Annotated in this window: 9 protein-coding genes; 6 read left to right on the plus strand and 3 right to left on the minus strand. The window is 65.1% G+C overall.

Annotated features, from left to right (window positions below; all coding sequences use genetic code 11):
• Positions 1-15 precede the first annotated feature (15 nt).
• From AC07VI_RS11130 to AC07VI_RS11140, 3 genes are all read right to left on the minus strand, one after another.
• Entirely contained in the window at positions 16-3,063 is a 3,048-nt protein-coding gene (locus AC07VI_RS11130) for a TonB-dependent receptor (RefSeq protein WP_099375401.1), read from the minus strand.
• Positions 3,064-3,553: 490 nt separating this feature from the next.
• Positions 3,554-6,499 carry a TonB-dependent receptor plug domain-containing protein gene (locus AC07VI_RS11135; protein WP_492993873.1) on the minus strand — a complete coding sequence of 982 codons (2,946 nt, stop codon included), beginning with the start codon at positions 6,497-6,499 and terminating at the stop codon, positions 3,554-3,556.
• 98 nt (positions 6,500-6,597) lie between these two features.
• Positions 6,598-9,948, minus strand: a complete 3,351-nt coding sequence (locus AC07VI_RS11140; RefSeq protein WP_492993871.1) for a TIM-barrel domain-containing protein — start codon at positions 9,946-9,948, stop codon at positions 6,598-6,600.
• A gap of 348 nt (positions 9,949-10,296) precedes the next feature.
• On the opposite strand from AC07VI_RS11140, the gene AC07VI_RS11145 reads away from it, so the two are divergent.
• Genes AC07VI_RS11145 through AC07VI_RS11170 form a run of 6 tightly spaced genes read left to right on the plus strand, consistent with a single transcriptional unit; the run spans position 10,297 to position 17,454 of the window.
• Positions 10,297-11,445: an SIS domain-containing protein gene (locus AC07VI_RS11145; protein WP_492993869.1), complete on the plus strand. Its 1,149-nt coding sequence runs from the start codon at positions 10,297-10,299 to the stop codon at positions 11,443-11,445.
• The gene (locus tag AC07VI_RS11150; RefSeq protein ID WP_492993867.1) at positions 11,432-12,385 is read left to right on the plus strand and encodes an ROK family protein; all 954 of its coding nucleotides are present in this window, start codon (positions 11,432-11,434) and stop codon (positions 12,383-12,385) included. Before AC07VI_RS11145 ends, AC07VI_RS11150 begins: the two co-directional genes overlap by 14 nt.
• Positions 12,385-13,728 carry a D-tagatose-bisphosphate aldolase, class II, non-catalytic subunit gene (locus AC07VI_RS11155; protein WP_492996306.1) on the plus strand — a complete coding sequence of 448 codons (1,344 nt, stop codon included), beginning with the start codon at positions 12,385-12,387 and terminating at the stop codon, positions 13,726-13,728. The genes AC07VI_RS11150 and AC07VI_RS11155 overlap by 1 nt, the downstream gene beginning before the upstream one ends.
• 34 nt (positions 13,729-13,762) lie before the next feature.
• Positions 13,763-14,530 (plus strand): DeoR family transcriptional regulator, encoded by a 768-nt coding sequence (locus tag AC07VI_RS11160; RefSeq protein WP_070223655.1) that lies wholly within the window; start codon positions 13,763-13,765, stop codon positions 14,528-14,530.
• A 3-nt stretch (positions 14,531-14,533) separates the two neighbouring features.
• Positions 14,534-15,628 carry an N-acetylglucosamine-6-phosphate deacetylase gene (locus tag AC07VI_RS11165; protein WP_099420470.1) on the plus strand — a complete coding sequence of 365 codons (1,095 nt, stop codon included), beginning with the start codon at positions 14,534-14,536 and terminating at the stop codon, positions 15,626-15,628.
• Positions 15,629-15,666: 38 nt separating this feature from the next.
• A complete protein-coding gene (locus AC07VI_RS11170; RefSeq protein WP_086147401.1) occupies positions 15,667-17,454 on the plus strand; it encodes an MFS transporter in 1,788 nt (595 codons plus the stop codon).
• Positions 17,455-17,636: the final 182 nt, after the last annotated feature.

The raw sequence follows: 17,636 nt of genomic DNA on the forward strand, positions 1-17,636 counted from the left end.
CGGGCCGGCTGCAGTTTAATAGGTGTATTCAGCCGTAAAGCGCACGGAACGCGGCGCCGTGCGTCCATCGACCTGCAGGTAATTGCGGGAGATGGCGCCATGGTCTTCGCGCGTTTCGGTGTAACGGGTCACGGTCTGGCTGTTGAACACATTGAACACGTCCACTTTCAGGCTCAGGCCTTTGACGGCGCTGGGAGTATAGGCCACATTCATGTCCAGCTGGGCTTGCCATGGCAGGCGGCCCTGGCTGCCGCGCGGCGCCGGCTTGCCATTGCAATAGAAGTAGGAATCGCCGTAATTGTTCTCGAACTTCAGGTTATCGGGCAGCGCGCCGATGCAGTTGCGCGGCGCACCCGAGATCAGCGACAGGTTGGCGCCCACCATCACGTCCGGGATGAGCTGCATGAAGCCGTAGGCCTTGAAGGCGTGGCGGTGGTCGCCCGGCAGGTAGCCATACGCGTTGTACATCAATTCCTTGTGGTCGTCGCTCACCGTCAGGCCCACGTCGCCGCCGCCGATGCTGTCCGTCTGGCCTTCCATATTGCCCTTCAGGCCGGACAAGGTGTAGGTCAGCTTGCCGTACCAGCCATCCGTGTACGGGTGCTCGATGAACATGTTCAAGGCGCGGTAGGTGCGCGATGGCAGCGGGTTGCCCCACTCCGCCGCCGAAATATCCACTCGGCGCAGGCCCTTGCCATCGTCAAAGTCCACCATCAGGCTGTTGTCGCGGCCCGGGTTGATGATGGCGCACTGGAAGCCGCTCCAGTTGCCCGTATCGACGCCGTTGCGCGTGGCCCAGGCTTGCAGCGGACGCTCGTCGCAGGTGTCGTCGTTGGTGTCGTTCAGCTTGCGGTACAGGAAGCTGGCGCCCACCACCAGCTTCTTGCTCAGGGCGCGTTCGAAGCCCAGCGAGAATTCATCCTGCGACAGCGGCTTGAGGCCGACGGCCGTCACTTCGCGCGCATCGCGGCTCTGTCCATACGCGTTGTTGGCCGAATACGGCTTGCTGATGGCGTGCAGGCCCGTCGGCGCGCCCGTGACGGGATCGACGCCCGTGTAGGTGAACATCTCGCTGGTGGCCAGGAAGGGGCTGGCCATGTTGCTCGACAAATTCGACGGCACCGGCAAGTGGTAACGGCCGCCATTGGCGAAGAATTTCAGGGTGCCGTCGCCCAGGTAATCCCAGGTGGCGCCCACGCGCGGGGCGATCATGTTGCGCTGTGAAATGAAGGCCACGCCATCGGTGCTGTAGTTGGTGAACTGTTCGCGGCGCAGGCCCAGGTCCAGCAGCACCCGTTCCGTGACCTGGTAATGGTCCTGAATGTACTGCGCCGATTGCACGCTGGTCGGACGCGCCAGGTTGGCGTTCAATTCCTTGCTGACGTAATAGCCATCCTTGCCGTAGCCGTTGCCCTGTGCCGGCGTTTCAAAGGCGCCGTTGATCAGGAGCGTCGGATCCTTGACCTTCTCGTATCTCCAGCGGTATCCGCCGGCCAGGCTCAGGCCCACTTTCGATTCCACGTCGATGCGGTCGATGCCGCCGCGCAGCGAATGCTTGCCCAGCTTGTATTCCAGGTCCAGGCGCTTGGCCTTCTGGCGGTCTTCCGACGACGGGTCGACCAGAGTACCGGTCACCGTTTGCGGATTGGTGTACGTCAGGCCAGGCACCTGGGTCGATTCATTCGACGACGTTTGCGCCAGCAGCGGATTGTAGCCTTCCGGGGTACGGCGGTGCGAAGTGCGCGACTGCCCCATCATCGCCGTCACCGTCAGGTTATCCGTCAGGTAGCCCGTGTACTTGAAGATGTCGACATTCGCGCCCGGCGCGGCCGACGAGCCGCAGCAGTTGAAGGTGGTCTCGCTCCCGCCGCCAGGCACGTTGTTGCGTTTCAAGGTGGCATAGTCGAAACCATAGCTCTGGCTGTCCGTCGTCGTGCGGTCATACAGCTTGGTATATTCAAAGTGATGGTCGTCCGTCAGGTTGTAGTCCAGCTTGGCCATCATGCGGTCAACCTTGCTCTTGCTCTCGCGCCAGCCGTTCGGCAGCACCTTGTCGACCAGGTCGTCGCGCGCACCGGCGACGGCGCCGCCGTCCGTGCGCGTCTGTTCCAGCGCCACGAAGGCGAACAGCTTGTTCTTGATCAGCGGTCCGCTGCCGTACAGGCCGACGACCTTGCTGGTGCTGCCGTTATCGCGGTTCCAGTACTTCAAGGTGCCATCCGTCTTCGGATTGGCGCCCGTGTTCGGGTAATACCGGTTTTCCGTCGTGCCCTTCAGCGAGCGGGGGATGATGGAGACCTTGCCGCCGAATTCGACCTTGTTGCCGCCGCTCTTGGTGGTGATGTTGATCACGCCGCCCGTGGAGCGGCCGAATTCCGAACCATAGCCGCCCGACAGCACCTGCAGGTTGGAGATCGCGCCGAACGGCAGCTCCGACGCGCCCACCTGGGTCAGGAGGTTAGTGATGGGGAAGCCGTTGACGTAGAACGCATTTTCGGACTGGCCCGAGCCGCCGATCGATGGTGCATTGCCATACACGCTGTTGGTGCCGCGCGAAACGCCCGGCGTCAGCTGCACGATGGAGGCGACATCGTTACCGACTGGTAACGCCTTGAGCTCCTTGGCCGTGAAGATCACGCCATTGTTGGTGTTCGACACGTCGATCGGATTGCGCGACGCCTTCACCACGACGGTCTGTTCCTGGCCCACGGGGCCGGGCGCGCTGGCCGGGCCGAAGTTGGCTTCGGCGCCCGCGCCGATCAAGGCCTCGACTTCCTGCGTCGCTTCGACCGCACCGGCGCGCAGCACGCGCACCGCGTAGCGGCCCGGCGGCATGGAGTTGGCCACGTAGCGGCCCGACGCATCGGGCGTCAGGGTGCGCTGCACGCCCGTCGCCAGGTTTTCCAGCACCACGGTGGCGCCAGCCGGCGCACTCACTTCGCCGAAGATGGTACTGGTGGCGTTCGACTGTGCCCAGGCCTGGCCTGGCACGCCGGCCGCCAGGGCGATGACGATGGCGGCGGCGCGGCTGATGTCGCGCAATTTGAGTCGTGTGCTATGCATGGGTGTCTCCATCTATTCGAGGGTTATCGGCGCCTTCCCTCGCTCCGTGACGAAGCCGTGGGGCGCCATTTTTATGGTGATCGTCGGAAGGCGGAGCCAGGCAGTTGCACCTTCCGGGAAACCAGTCCGTATCGGCTGATTTTCGTTTTCTTGGAAATACTTTAAAAAGAAAAATAACTACCGTCAATGAAAAGAAAGTAATAACGCAAATTTATCTCTAAAATGAGCAAATAAATGCGATTTATCTTTCGTTTTAATGAGTTTCTCCGCAGATAACTTTCGTTATCGTGGTGTAGCAGATACACGCGCACACAAGGAGACCGTCGGGAAGGCACAAATCGCGCAGTGACGGGGAGAGAAAAACGCGAAAGACGACAGGACAATCGCCCATAACTTACGTTTATCTTTCGTATTGCGCATTTCGGAATGTTGTCTTTTTCTTTTCATCGCAATACCCCGGCCCGCAGGCAGGCCGGGGCGGCATCAGGTGTTAAAAGAACTTGTAGCTGGCCGACAGGGCAAACTGGCGGCCGAACAGGTCCTGGCTATGGTTGTAGCCTTCCCAGCCGTTCGGGTCGTAGTACGGCTGCTTGTTGAACGCGTTCTTCACGTTCAGGCCCACGTCGAAGTTCTTGAACGGCTTCCAGCTGAAGGCCAGGTTGACCGTCGTGTACGACGGCGCACCCTTGCACTGCCCCGCTGGCAGGGACACGGAAGCGGCAGTGCAGTTTTCCGGCGTGTTGTCCTTGTCCCACGGACCGTAGGCCCAGCGCGTCTTGCCCGAATAGTTGATGAACACGCTGCTGACGAAGTTGCGGTAGCTCCAGTCGGCGTTGACTGTCGCGCGGTAGCGCGGCGAATCGTAGTAGCCGACGGTATTGCCCTTGATATCGCTGCCGTCTTCGCTGTCATGGGTGTCGCGCTTGCGGATGGTGGCGGCGATGCCGGTACTCAGCTTGCCCCAGTCGCCGAGCGAAAAGCGCGTGCGCGCGTCGATGTCCACGCCGTCCATCAGAGTGCGGCCGCGGTTCGAGTACGAGTTGATCAAGCCGCCCAGGTTGCCCACCGAGTAGCCCGGCACGCCGCCCGCGCACACGCCCGCGTTGGCTGGATTGGCGCACATGGCAGCCACCGCCGCCATATTGCCCCGGTCCGTGTCCGTCAAGTCGTTGCGGATGGCGCTCGACGTGCCGGCCAGGGTCGGGCCGTATTTGCCCACCAGTTCCGTAAACAGCTCGTTGAAGTCCTGGCGCACGATTTCGTCGCGGCGGTTGATGAACCAGTAGTCGATCGAGATGCTCACGTCCTTGGCCGGCTGCAGCACCAGGCCCACGGTCGAAATCTTGGCCTTTTCCGGGCGCAGGTTCTGGTTCGGCGGCGTCAGGCCGCCCACAGTCGTGGAGCAGTTCGAATTGAGCAGGCTCTTGCCCAGGTCCGCATCCGTCGCCACTTTGGACTTCATCAGGGCGCGCGCCATGGCATTCGTTTCATCGCAGCGCACCGTGTCGCGGATGCCGCCCACCTGCGCAAACACGCCGCCCGAACCCGATTCAGCCAGGTTCGGCGCGCGGAAGCCTTCCGAATACGTCCCGCGCAGCATCAGGTCGGGCCGCGCGCGCCAGATCACGCCCAGCTTGGGCGCCAGGTTGGCCGAAAAATGCGGGTATTTGTCCAGGCGCGCGGCCGCATTGACTTCCAGGGTGTCGCTGAGCGGCAGCACCACTTCGCCAAACACGGCCGCGATGGTGCGCTTGCCATCGAACCAGGAACCGCCCTGCTGCGTGATCAGGCCATTGGCCGCATCCGCGTTGCCGGGCGTGAGAAAACTCTCGCGCATGACGTTGGTGCCCACGGCGGCGCGCACTTCGCGCTCGCCCAGCTTGAACAGCGTGCCTTCCAGCTTGGCGTCCCACGTCATCAGCTTGGTCCACGATTCAATGGCGAAGGTCGGGTAGGCGGCGCGCAGCAGCGCCGCATTGGCCTCGCTGATTTCGCCGAACTTGTAGGCGGGATTGTCCGCGATATACGTGCGGCCGCTGACGGGATCTTTCGTGAACGGGCCGAACGCCTGCTTGAAGCCATTGATGTTCAGGTTGGCCGTCTGGAACAGGGTGGAATGGCTGCCCGCCACGCTGAGCGCCGTTTCAAAATCCCAGCCGCCGCCGATGCCGCCGCGCAGGCCGACGAGCGCGCGGTAGTTTTCATCGACGTTCTTCTGGCCGAAATGGCCCGTGGCATCCTGCAGCAGGTAGTTCAGGCCCGCCGCGCCGCCCATCTTGGCCACCATGTCGGCATCGAGCTTGCCCTTCAGGTAGACGTTATTCGGGCTCAGGAAAGGCGTGGCGAAGGTGTTCAGGGTGGTGCCCGTGTTGCGCGCAAACCAGTTGTTCGTGCTGCCGCTGTTGAAGCTGGAGGGGCCATTCTCGCCGCGCATCTTGATGTGGGTGTAGGCGCCTTCCGCGAACGCTTCCATGTCGCCGCCCAGCTTCAGCCGGCCGCTCAGGTAAGCCGTGGCGCGCTCCGAGGTGGGGCCCGTGTCGAGCTGGTTGGGCAGCGCATTCCACACGCAGCGCGTGCCCGACGCCTCGCTGATGCTGGTGTTGCAGCCTGGCGCGGCGCGCTGGGTGCGCGCATTGTTGTTGGCCTTGTCGAAGACAAAGAAGGTCCCCGGGTTCATTACGCCCGGCTCGCTGCCCACGCCCACGCGCATGTTGGGGATGAAATTCGGATTATTCACATAAAAATATGATGGGCGCTTCTGCCAGGTATCGGCCAGCGCGATGCGGTCGCGCTGGTAGACGTTGACGGAACCATAGATGTTGTAGCCGTCGCTGGCCATGTCGCCGACGCCATACAGCACGCTGGCCTGGCGTTCGCCATAGGCTTTCACGCTGGGCGAAAACTCGCCGTTGGCGCGCGCCTCCAGCCCTTGATACGACTTCTTGGTGATCACGTTGATGACGCCGGCCACGGCATCGGAGCCATACACGGCCGACGCGCCGTCCGTCAGGATTTCCATGCGCTCGATGGCGGCGGCCGGGATGGCGTCGATATTGACGAACATGGTCTGGAAACCGGCCGGCGCGCCGTAGAACGACAGGCGGCGGCCATTGAGCAGCACCAGGGTGCCCTGCGCACCCATGCCGCGCAGGTTCGCCTGCGAACCGCCGTCCGACCCCGTGAACATCGAGCGGAAATCCTGCTGCGCCGGACGGGCCGCAGGCAGGTTGTCGAGCACCTGCAGCAAGGTGAGCGCGCCCATGTTTTCGATCTGCTTGGCGTTGATCACCTGCACGGGCGACGCCGTTTCCGCGTTGATGCGCTTCAGGCTGGAACCCGTCACTTCGACGCGCGCCAGTTTGTCCTCTTCCGCTGCCAGCGCCGTCGACGCCAGCCCTACCGCCACCATGGCGGCCATCAGTTTTTTCAAGTGCATTCCCATCTCCCTTTTATAAGTGATTTGTTTTCGTCAGGCTGCAAGAGCCCCTCCCCGGTCCGAAGAGGGGCTCCTTGTTAGTGAAATGATTGAAGTAGTTAGCGCGGCTTGACAGTCGCGCCTTGCGTGCCGGTCAAGATGGCGTTGGCCCAGTTGCCGCACACCTGGGCCGGTCGGGCGCCGCGCGCGCCCAGGGTGCGCAAACTGAGCTGGCTCAGGCCGCGCACGTCGATTTCGGGCTTGACCACCCCGGGAGCCGTGACCAGCCCGCTGTCGTACAGCAGCCGCTCGCCGCTCCAGACCTGGAATTGCAAGCCGCCCGCGCCGCGGCAGCTGTCGTCCACGCCCAGGTCGGCGCGCAGCAGATTCCAGTTGCCCGCCAGCTGCAGGTCGATGCGGCTGGCTGGCCCCACGCCGAGGCCCTTGCGGAACCACAGCCCGTTCATGCGCATCTCGGCGGCCTTGCCGGCCGGCCGGTCTTTCGCGACAGCCTTCGGCAGCGCCAGGTCCGACAGATAGCGCTGTACCTCCTCGCCATCGGCCACGCGGTGCTCAAGCACGCGGAATGCGGACAAGGTGACGGGCGCCACGTCGGTCGCCAGCGCCGCGTCGAACGCGCGCGCCACAGGCCCGGCCTGCGCCGCCGTGACCATCGGATCGGTGGACGCGGCGCCGTCGCCTTCCGGATTTTGCGTGCTCATGACGCGGAAGCGCAGCAAGCGCCCGGCCGTGGCGGGGAAATTGATCGTCTGTACGCCCTGTTCCAGCTTGAGGGTGCCGCGCGCAAGCGCCGCGCCCCAGTCGCCGTTGTTGTCGCCGATGTAGATTTCGTAGTCTCGCACCTGGCCATGCTTCCAGTGCTGATCGTTGCGCGGCGCCAGTTCGATGCCATCGACCAGGCGCCGCTCCGTAAAGCCGATCACCCATTCGTGCGGCCCGCTTTTCACGGACGGGCTGCGCACGGTGCGGAACCACGTCTCCGGCTTGCCATCGAAGGCGTTTTCCAGCGGGTAGCCGCTTTCTTCCGCAGGACGCGCCACCACCTGCATGGCGTCGGCCGGCAAGGCGCGGCCCGGCACGGGGGCGGCGGGGAAGTCGGCATCGATACGCGCCACGGCCAGCGCGCCGGCCACCTGCAAGGTCAAGGGCTGGCGGATATCCTGCGCCGCCACTTTCACGTGCACGGTGCCTTGCCTGTCTGCCGCGTCGAAATACCAGCCTTCGGGCGCCTTGTCGTAGGCGGCGCGGTCGGAGGAGGTCGCGATCACGCGCTCGCCCGCCTTGACGGCGGCCGGGCGCTGGCCCGCCAGCATGCGTAGCGCATAGCCGCGGCGCGCTTCCTGGCCCTGGTAGTTGCCATCGACGGCGCCGATGTCCACGCGCACGTCGCCGCCCGCCTGGCGCATGCGGATGACTTGCTGGCTGAAGGCGCCGCCCTGGTACTGGCGCGTGTTGCCATCGTCTTCATACAAGGTATATTCAGACTCGCCGTGCGGGTAGATGTCGAGCGTGAGCTGGTCCTTCGGCTTCTGGCCGTCGTACAGCATTTCCGGATACATGGGCAGGATGGCACCGGCGCGCACGAACACGGGCAGCTTGTCCAGGGTGACCTGCAGATCGAGGTCGCGCCCCTTCGCGTCCGCCGTGGCCTGGCGGCCATCCCAGTAGTCGTACCACGTGCCCTGCGGCAGGTGGATGCCCTTGCGCCAGCCGCCGCTGACGGCCTGGCTGCGGTAGACGGGCGCCACCAGCACGTCGCGACCCAGCAGGAACTGGTATTTGTAGGCTTCCGTATAGGCGACCGGGTCTTGCGGGTAATCCCACATCAAGCCGCGCACCAGCGGCGCGCCCGATTGCTCCGCTTCGCGCACCAGCGTATACATATACGGCGTCAAACGCATCTTGAGTTTCAAATAGCGGCGGTTGATGTCGCGGTATGGCTCATCGAACCACCACGGGTGCTTGCGCTCGGCCGCGGCCCAGCCGGACATGCCCATCAGGACGGGCGTAAAGCTTTTCCACTGCAAGTCGCGCAGATAGGTTTCCGGGCTGCCGCCGAAGATGGCGTCCACGTCGCCGGACGCATACGCCTGGCCGGACAGGCCCGAGCCGATCAGGGTCGGAATGTGCCAGCGGATGTAGTCCCAGCTGGCGCTCTGGTCGCCCGTCCACGCCACGGCGTAGCGCTGGATGCCGGCCCAGCCCATCACCGTCCACAGGAAGGGGCGGCTGTCGGAGTTGTTCAGGATGCCGTCATAGGCCGACTTGTTCGCGTCCATGGCAAACTGATAGCCCTTGCCCGTCCACGCCACGTCCAGCTTTTGCACGCGGCTGCCCGCCTGGCCCACTTCCCAGGCGATCTTGTCGACGCCGTTTTCCGTCCACAGGCCCGTGCGGAAGCCGTAGCCTGCCAGCCCCTTCACCGTTTCCGGCAAATTCGTGTAGCCGCAGCCGTAGCCGTCGTTGGGCAGGATCCAGCCGCCCGGCATGTCGTGTTCGCGGTACTGGCGCGCCACGCTTTGCACCACGTCCGGCGTCTTGCCCGTGGGGCCGTCCGTCCAGCCCTTCGGCACGGAGCCGGGTTTCTTCACGTTGTCGCCATCGTTGTAGCAATCGGCGTCGCCGTATTCCAGCGCCCAGCGCGGCAGCATGCGCGCGCGGCCCGTCAAGTCCGTATAGCGGGCGACGACGTCGCGCAGGTCCTTGCCGACGAAGAAATACGCGTCGAAGCGCCCTTCCGCGTGCTGCAGCGAGATCTGCTGGCTGTCGCGCAAGTCGTAATTACCATCGGACCAGGTATTGCGCAGCATGCCCCAGCCCCGTGAACTCATCAAAAATGGCGCGGGATTCGGGCGGTCGCCTTCTTCCCAGCCACCCGAATACGACACGGGCACCTGCTTGCCCCTGAATTCGAAGCGCCCATTCTGCTGGCCGCCGCCGAAATAGCGCTCGCCCGGCAAACTGGAAAGCACCTGCACGCCCTGCTTGTCGTCGAGCGACAGCGGCTGCACTTCGCGCCACAGGGGCGCCGTGTCCCCCTTGCGGAACAGGGTAAAGCGCAAGGGTTTGCGGTCGATGCGCAGGCTCAGGGCTTCGGTGCTGATCACGATATGGCCGGGCTGCTCATCGATCTGGTACGCCACCTGCGCGGCAGGCTGGCCGACGACGATGGGCGCGGCCTTGTCGCCCGGGCCCGTCAAGCCGCCCTTGCCGCCCGCCTGGATGCGCAGCACGTCCGCCTGGGGCAGGCTGATACGCAGCTGCATGCCCGTATCGCTGCGCACATCCCAGCCCAGCACCTCGCCCTTGGCCACATCGGCCGCGTGCACGGCGGAGAGAGTCTGCAAATTGCCGATAGGCGCGGCTTGCAGGCCCGGCGCGACCAGGGTGCCGAGGGCGGCGAGGACACAGGCGGCAAGCACGCGGCGGGGAAGCGGGAGAGGTTTCATCTGATGGCTTTCAAAAAAGTCGATGCGATGGAAATACTTTAAGAAGAAAAATAAATATCGTCAATCAAAAGAAAGTTATGACGTCAATTTATTAATAAAATGCCCAAAATTGGCACATTTTTCTTACGTTTTGCCAAAATCCCACAAAACACACTTTCGTTATCGTGGCATTTCAGCGACAGGCCGCAGCGCCAGCCCGTTCATGCGGCAGCGCAGCATGGTGCAAGCACCATAAAGCGGCATTGTTTCGCAAGCGACCAGACAATTTACTTTCGTTTTGCTTTCGTATTTGACTTTTCGAAATTTAGTATTTATGCTTTACCACAACAAACACTTTACTGACCTCACATGACTACCCTTCTTCAGCGTGACATTCAAACCTGGCGCGACATCGGCGGCCTGCACACGGCCGAGGAAATCGCCCACCAGCCGGCCATCTGGCGCGCACTGGCCGGCATTTTGCGCAAGGAGCAAGCCAGCCTGGCCGCCTTCCTCGGCGACGCGCTGTCCCATCCGCAGCAGCGCGTCATCCTGACGGGCGCCGGCAGCTCGGCGTATGTGGGCGAAATCGTCGTCGACACCCTGAACGCGGCCTGGCCCGCGCAGATCCGCGCCATCGCCACCACGACTTTGCTGACCCACCATGAGCTGTACCTGGAGGCGGATGCACCCACCCTGCTCGTCTCGTTTGCCCGCAGCGGCGACAGCCCGGAAAGCCTGGCGGCCGTGGAGCTGCTGCGCCAGGTCGTGCCCGGCGCGCGCTTCCTGAACATCACCTGCAACGCCGATGGCAAGCTGGCGCGCCAGGGCGCCAACGACGACCATACCTATAACCTGTTGATGCCGGAAGGCAGCTGCGACCGGGGCTTCGCCATGACCAGCAGCTTTAGCAGCATGCTGCTGGCGGCCCTGTCGGTACTGGGCAAGGACGTCGACGTGGCGCGCCTCGAGACCCTGGCGCAGCTGGGCGAAGACGCCCTGCGCGACTGGTCGCCCCCCGTGGCGGAGCTGGGCTCGCAGCCGGTGCAGCGCGTCGTCTACCTGGGCAGCGGCCCGCTGGAAGCGCTGGCCAAGGAAGCGGCATTAAAAATCCTCGAGTTGACGGGCGGGCGCGTGATGGCCATGGCGAATACGCCGCTCGGCTTCCGCCATGGCCCGAAATCGGCAGTCACCACGGAGTCCTTGGTGATCCTGCTGCGCAGCAGCAAGCCATTGGCGCGCCAGTACGAAGACGACTTACTGCAGGAACTGCAGCGCGACAGCGTGGCGCAGACGTGCCTGACGGTGGGCATCGGCGGCGACTTATCTGCCAACTTGGCGGCCGACGCCGCGGCCTGGCCCGACGCCTGGCTGGCCCCGCTGTGGCTGCTGATGGCGCAGCAATATGCGCTGCACCAGTCAGCGCTGCTGCAACTGCGCCCCGACAATCCATTCGCCGGCGGCATCGTCAACCGTGTCGTGCAGGGCGTCACCATCTATGGCCATGACCAATTCTAATTCCATCCAGGGCTTTCACGGCATCGACATCGGCGGCAGCAAGATGGAGCTGGTCGCCTTTGCCGACCGCGACGGCGCATTGACCGAGGTGTTCCGCGAGCGCGTGGCCACGCCGGGCGACGATTTTAGCGCCTTCGTGCAGGCCATCGTCGACCTGGTGGCCCATGGCGATGCCGCCCTCGGCACGACGGCGCCCGTCGGCATCGGCTTGCCTGGCGTGATCGACAGCGCCACGGGCCGGCAGCTCAGTTCCAATGTGCCGGCGCTGAACGGCCGCCTGGTGGCGCAGACGCTGCAGCAAACCTTGCAGCGCCCCGTCGCCATCGGCAACGATTGCCAGTGCTTCGCCCTGTCCGAAGCGCAGGGCGGCGCGGCCGAGAATGCCGCCAGCATGTTCGGCGCCATCCTCGGCACGGGCGCCGGCGGCGGCTACTGCGTGGGCGGCCAGCTGCTGCGCGGCTTGAACGGCGTGGCCGGCGAATGGGGCCACTGGAGCCTGCCCGCCACCCTGCTGGCGCAGCATGGCCTGATCGATTACGCCTGCCCGTGCGGCAAGGCGGGCTGCCTGGAACGCTACGTCTCCGGCCCCGCCATGAGTAAACTCCACGCGCATTTCGGCGGCGACGGCGCCGAGCCGCTGGCCATCGTGGCACGCGCCAACATGGGCGACGCCGTGGCCGAACGCACGGTGGCCGTGCACCTCGACGTGCTGGGCCACGCGCTGGCCGGCCTGGTGCTGGCCTACGACCCGCACGTCATCGTGCTCGGCGGCGGCCTGTCCAAATTGCCGCACCTGTACGACAAGCTGCCGGCCGCCATCAAACGCCACCTGTTCCCCGGCGTGCACGTGCCGCCCATCCTGCCGCCCCGCTTTGGCGACGCCGGCGGCGCGCGCGGCGCGGCCCTTTTGATACGACAACATATAAAGGCGTCAACATGATGAAGCAAGCGGAAAACCCGAGTTTTACCCTGTCGCCCATCCAGCAAGTGATCAAGGCGCACCGCCGCGGCGAGCGCGTGGGCCTGTACGCCGTCTGCTGCAGCCACCCGAGCGTGCTGCGCGCCGCCATGCGCGTGGCCAGCGAGTACGACACCGTGCTGCTGGTCGAAGCGACCTCGAACCAGGTCGACCAGTTCGGCGGCTACACGGGCATGACACCACACGTTTTCCGCGACACCATGCTGGCACTGGCCCGGGAACAGGGTTTCCCGACCGAGCGCCTGGTGCTGGGCGGCGACCATCTGGGTCCGAACGCCTGGCAGCAGCTCGACGCGGCCACCGCCATGGCCCACGCCGAGACCCTGATCGCCGCGTATGCGTCGGCCGGCTTCCATAAAATCCACCTCGATTGCAGCATGCGCTGTGCCGATGATCCCCTGCAGCTCGACGATGAAACCGTGGCCGCCCGTTCGGCGCGCCTGTGCATCGTCGCCGAAACGGCGGCCGCCGCCGCCGGCTTCGCCCCGCCCGTCTACGTGATCGGCACGGAAGTGCCGGTTCCCGGCGGCGAAGCGTCCTTGGCGCAGGCCGGCGCCGTCACCAGCCCGCAGGCCGCGCGCCGCACGCTGGACGTGCACCGCCGCGCCTTCCTGGACAACGAGCTGCACGGCGCCTGGCGCCGCGTCATCGCCATGGTGGTGCAGCCTGGCGTCGATTTCGACCAGAGCAGCATCCAGCATTACGATGCGCAGGCCGCCGCCGAGCTGTCGGCCTTTGTCGCCGAGCAGCCCGGCCTCGTGTTCGAAGCCCATTCCACCGACTACCAGCGCGAATCGGCCCTGCACGCCATGGTGCGCGACCATTTCGCCATCCTGAAAGTGGGTCCGGCCGCCACCTTCGCCTTGCGCGAAGCGCTGTATGCGCTGTGCCAGATCGAGCAGGAGCTGCTGCCGGCGCACGCCACCTCGCAGCTGATGCAGGTGCTCGACGACGTGATGGTGGCCAAGCCGAAGAACTGGATCAAGCATTACCTGGGCACGCCGCAAGAACAGCGATTGATGCGCCGCTACGGCTTGAGCGACCGCTGCCGCTACTACTGGGGCGAGCCGGAAGTGGCGGCCGCCGTCGGCAAGCTGCTGGCCAACCTCGACGCCGTGGCGATTCCGCTGCCGCTGCTGAGCCAGCACTTGCCGGAACAGTACCTGGCCGTGGTGCAGGGCGGCCTGCCGGCGCAGGCGCCGGCCTTGATCGAGCACAAGATCGGCAGCCTGCTGGCGCAATATGCGCGCGCCTGCAACCGCAATGCGGCGCTGCCCGTCATTGCCGAAGCGGCAATCTGTTAAGCTCGGTATTTTCACTTTTACCGAGCCCGCCACCATGCGAAATACCAGCCAACGCCGTGAATCCATCCTCCAAATGCTTGCCCAGCAGGGCTCGGTGCAAGTGACCGATCTGGTGGAAAAGCTCGGCGTGTCCGCGGTCACCATCCGCAGCGACTTGAATGCGCTGGAAGCGCAAGGCATGGCCACGCGCAGCCACGGCGGCGCGACCCTGACGCGCACGCCGCCGCCCGAACACACGATACGCCAGAAGGACGCCATCAACCACGAGCAGAAGGAGCGCATCGGCGCCTATGCGGCGCGGCTGGTGGAACCGGGCGACAACATCATCATCGACTCGGGCACCACCACCATCTCGCTGGCGCGCCATCTGCGCGACGCGACCGGCGTGACGGTGGCCACGAATGGCCTCAACATCGCCTGGGAGCTGGCCGACGCGCCCGGCGTGGACCTGATCCTCACGGGCGGCCTGCTGCGCAAGCAGTCGCTGTCGATCCAGGGCAGCCAGGCCGAAACCTGCTTGCAGGCCTACAGTTTCGACAAGCTGTTTCTGGGCGTGGACGGCTTCGACCTGCAGTTTGGCGTCACTACCCACCATGAAGCGGAAGCGAGCCTGAACCACAAGATGGTGGAACGGGCGAAGAAAATCATCGTCCTCACGGACGCCTCCAAGTTCGGCCGCGTCAGCCTGCACCGCATCGTGCAGCTGGACCGCGTCGATACCGTCATCACCGATGCCAGCATCAGCCAGGAGTACCGCGAAGGGCTGCACAAGTTGGGCATCGAACTTTTTATAGCGGAATAACACATGCTGAGCGGCAGAATCCTTACCCCATCTGGCTGGATCACGGGCACCATCACTTTTGACCAGCGCATCGTCCAGATACAGGAAGACCCCGCCGCCGACAGCGCGCTGACCATCCTGCCCGGCTTCATCGACCTGCACGTGCACGGCGCGGCCGGCGTCGATATCATGGAAGGCGCAAACGCGGGCGCCAGCGTGGCGCAGGTGCATGCGCGCCACGGCACCACGGCCCTGCTGGGCACCACCCTGACGGCCAAGGAACCGTCGATCGTGCGCGCCCTGCAAGGCCTGGCCGGCGTCATCGCCGAACGCCCCTCCAACGGCGCGCGCATGCTGGGCGTGCACCTGGAAGGGCCGTTTTTAAATTTGCACCGCCTGGGCGCGCAGCCGCCCGACGTGGTGCAGGCCAGCCTGGCGCTGGTGCAGCGCTTCCACGCCATCGCGCCCATCAAGGTGCTGACCATGGCGCCGGAAATCGCCGGCCACCTGGAACTGATCCCGCAACTGGCGGCCATGGGCATCCGCGTGCAGATCGGCCACAGCGCCGGCACGTATGACGAAGGCGTGGCGGCGCTGCAGGCCGGCGTCTCGGGCTTTACCCACCTGTACAACGGCATGACGGGCATGACGCACTACGACCCCGGCATGGTGGGCGCGGCGCTGGCGCATGCCGAATACGCGGAAATCATCCCCGACCTGCAGCATGTGGCCAAGGGCGCCCTGCGCGCGGCCCTGCGCGCCATCCCCCGCCTGTACGGCGTGACGGACGCCACCTCGGCCACCGGCATGCCAGATGGCGAATACGGCCTGGGCACGCAGCGCGTCTACAAATGCATGGGCTGCGTGCGCCTGGCCACGGGCTCGCTGGCCGGCAGCGTGCTGACCATGGACCAGGCGCTGCGCAATTTCGTCGACCTGGGCCTGGACCTGGCCGACGCCTCGAACCGCCTCTCGCTGTACCCCGCCGATTACCTGGGCGAATCCGAACGGGGCCGCCTGGCGCCCGGCGCCTGGGCCGATATCGTCGTCCTCGATTCCCGGTTACAGCCGGTGTCCGTCTTCGTCGAAGGCGCGGCCATCGATCTTTCCACCCGCTAGACCCCTACCACCCACCTCAACCCCGTCCCGGAGTTACCATGCACGACACGTCACACAAGGCCCCCGTGTGGGCCATGCGCTACCTGCTATTTATTGCCGGCATGGGGGGATTGCTGTATGGCATAGACATCGGCATCATCGCCGGCGCCCTGCCCTACCTGGAATCGACGGCCTCGGTGGCGTGGAAACTGACGGCCCAGCAGCTGAGCTTCATCGTCGCCGCCGTGCTGCTGGGCTCGGTACTCTCGTCGCTGTTCGCCGGTGCCCTGGCCGACCTGCTGGGCCGGCGCTGGCTGATGTTCCTGGCCGGCGCCCTGTTCAGCGCCAGCATCCCGCTGATCGCGCTGGCCGACGGCTACACGCCGCTGCTGCTGGGACGCCTGCTGCAAGGCATCAGCGGCGGCCTGATCGGCGTCGTCGTGCCCCTGTACCTGGCCGAATGCCTGCCCGCGCAGCAGCGAGGACGCGGTGCCGCCCTGTTCCAGCTGCTGCTGACCATCGGCCTGGTGGCGGCCGCCCTGATCGGCCTGCTGCAGGCGCAGACGGTGGAAACGGCCACGCAGGCGGCGCAAGCGCTGCCGGAAGCAGACCGCATCGCCGCCATCTTCACGGCCAAGGATCACGCCTGGCGCAGCATCTTCTGGGTCTGCCTGACGCCAGGCCTCGTATTTACCATCGGCGCCCTGCTGCTGGCCGAATCGCCGCGCTGGCTGGTCCGCCGCGGCCGCATCGAACAGGCGCGCCAGTCGCTGCTGCGCACGCGCCTGCCCGCCGCCGCCGAGCTGGAGCTGCGCGAAATGCTCGATACGCCCGAGAACGCGGCCAAGGCCAGCGGCAAGGCGAAAGACCCGCTGCTGAGCCGCCGCTACGTGCTGCCCTTCCTGCTTGCGTGCCTGATCCTCGCCTGCACCCAGGCGACGGGCATCAATTCCATCCTCGCCTATGTCGTCAATATCTTGAACCAGGCGGGCCTGTCGGGCGCCTCGGCGAATATGGCAGATGTACTTTTAAAGGTACTTAACGCCGTGATGACGGTGGTGGCCGTGCTGCTGGTCGACCGCAAGGGCCGCAAGTTCCTGCTGATGCTGGGCACGGGCGGCATCATCGTCTCGCTGCTGGCGGCCGGCCTGCTGTTCCGCGGCGCGGAAGCCCACCTGGCCGACGTGCGCCCCGCCATCGCCGCCCAGGCGCACAACGACGGCCTGGCCGTCCACCTCGATGCACCGGCCCTGCAGGCCCTGGGCGCGGCCGCCGACGGCACGCCGCAGCAGCTGACCATCGCCTACGCCTACGGCCCCTTCACCAACGTAAAAAGCCTGCGCAGCGACGATCCCGTGCTGCGCCAGGTGACGATCGCCCGCGAAGACGCCGTGCAGGCCGACAGCGTGATCGGCGTATTCTTCCGCAAGCTGCACCTGAACCCGTTCGCCGACCCGGCCGCCGGGCGCGAGGCGCCGCTGCGCATCGAGAAGGCCAGCCTGGGTCCCGTGCCTTCTGCCACGCATGGCTGGCTGGTGGCCGTCGCCATCTGCGTGTTCGTCTCCAGCTTTGCCGTGGGACCGGGCGTGTGCGTGTGGCTGGCCCTGTCGGAGCTGATGCCGACGCGTATCCGTTCGAACGGCATGAGCATCGCCCTGCTGGTGAACCAGTTCGTCTCGACGGTGATCGCCGCCATCTTCCTGCCCACCGTGGGCTTGCATGGCTATTCGACCCTGTTCTTCTTCGGCGCCGGCTGCACCGTGCTGTATTTCCTGGCCGCAGCAATTTTGCTCCCCGAAACGAAGGGCAAGACCCTGGAAGAGATCGAAGCGCACTTTTCCAGGTAACCAACTGTAGCACTCTCCTTTCCAGCCCCGGACCACCATCCGGGGCTGTTTTTTTGCCTGTCAGGCAAGTTTACAACGCTGGTGCGCACGGCACCGTACGGTTTTCCTTCTGGAATCATGGGCGCGTGGGCTAGAATCTGGCTGCGTCGTGCTACTCACGAGGCGGCAATGGCGCCATGACA

The sequence above is a fragment of the Janthinobacterium sp. GW821-FHT03A03 genome (assembly GCF_059421435.1).

Excerpts from the sequence above, each read along its gene's own strand:
- AC07VI_RS11130 (WP_099375401.1), bottom strand. The coding sequence starts at position 3,063 with ATGCATAGCACACGACTCAAATTGCGCGACATCAGCCGCGCCGCCGCC.
- AC07VI_RS11135 (WP_492993873.1), bottom strand. The coding sequence starts at position 6,499 with ATGCACTTGAAAAAACTGATGGCCGCCATGGTGGCGGTAGGGCTGGCG.
- AC07VI_RS11140 (WP_492993871.1), bottom strand. The coding sequence starts at position 9,948 with ATGAAACCTCTCCCGCTTCCCCGCCGCGTGCTTGCCGCCTGTGTCCTC.
- AC07VI_RS11145 (WP_492993869.1), top strand. The coding sequence starts at position 10,297 with ATGACTACCCTTCTTCAGCGTGACATTCAAACCTGGCGCGACATCGGC.
- AC07VI_RS11150 (WP_492993867.1), top strand. The coding sequence starts at position 11,432 with ATGACCAATTCTAATTCCATCCAGGGCTTTCACGGCATCGACATCGGC.
- AC07VI_RS11155 (WP_492996306.1), top strand. The coding sequence starts at position 12,385 with ATGAAGCAAGCGGAAAACCCGAGTTTTACCCTGTCGCCCATCCAGCAA.
- AC07VI_RS11160 (WP_070223655.1), top strand. The coding sequence starts at position 13,763 with ATGCGAAATACCAGCCAACGCCGTGAATCCATCCTCCAAATGCTTGCC.
- AC07VI_RS11165 (WP_099420470.1), top strand. The coding sequence starts at position 14,534 with ATGCTGAGCGGCAGAATCCTTACCCCATCTGGCTGGATCACGGGCACC.
- AC07VI_RS11170 (WP_086147401.1), top strand. The coding sequence starts at position 15,667 with ATGCACGACACGTCACACAAGGCCCCCGTGTGGGCCATGCGCTACCTG.